Source organism: Mesorhizobium sp. M5C.F.Ca.IN.020.29.1.1 (assembly GCF_003997375.1).
Taxonomy (GTDB): domain Bacteria; phylum Pseudomonadota; class Alphaproteobacteria; order Rhizobiales; family Rhizobiaceae; genus Mesorhizobium; species Mesorhizobium wenxiniae.
The window spans coordinates 1-421 of the sequence record NZ_RZSW01001205.1; the positions used below are offsets into that span (position 1 = coordinate 1).

Below are 421 nucleotides of genomic sequence, written 5' to 3' on the forward strand. Positions count from 1 at the left end.
CTGACACGCGATGCCGATCTGCGTTTCTCGCAGCTTGCCGGGTCGAGGAGCGGCGCCCTGAAATGGATTGCCGCTTTCGCCGGCGGCGGCATTGGCGCAATACGCGATCCGGTCCAGGTCGGCACGCTGATGCTGGGCGGCGGCCCAGGTGCTACGCGCACGGTTGCCGGCAGGATCCTGTCGACTGCGCTTTCGGAAGCCGCCGTCAACGCCGGCGTCGAGCTCGCCCTGCAGCCGATCGTGCAGAGCTATCGGGCCAAGGCAGGCCTGGAAAGCGGCGTGGATCTGGCGCTGCGAAACGCTGCTTTCGCCGGGCTGCTCGGCGGCGTGTTCGGCGCCGGCGCGCGCGGGCTTGGCGAATTGCTGACCAGTGGCGGCCGCTCGGGTGACAGGGCGCTGGCCGTTGCCGCCGCCGACGTGC

General features: G+C 70.5%; 1 protein-coding gene. It reads left to right on the forward strand.

What is annotated here, in order from left to right; genetic code table 11:
* Positions 1-421, forward strand: a 421-nt coding sequence (locus tag EOA85_RS37990; protein ID WP_164760221.1) for a hypothetical protein, incomplete at both ends; no start/stop codon positions are given.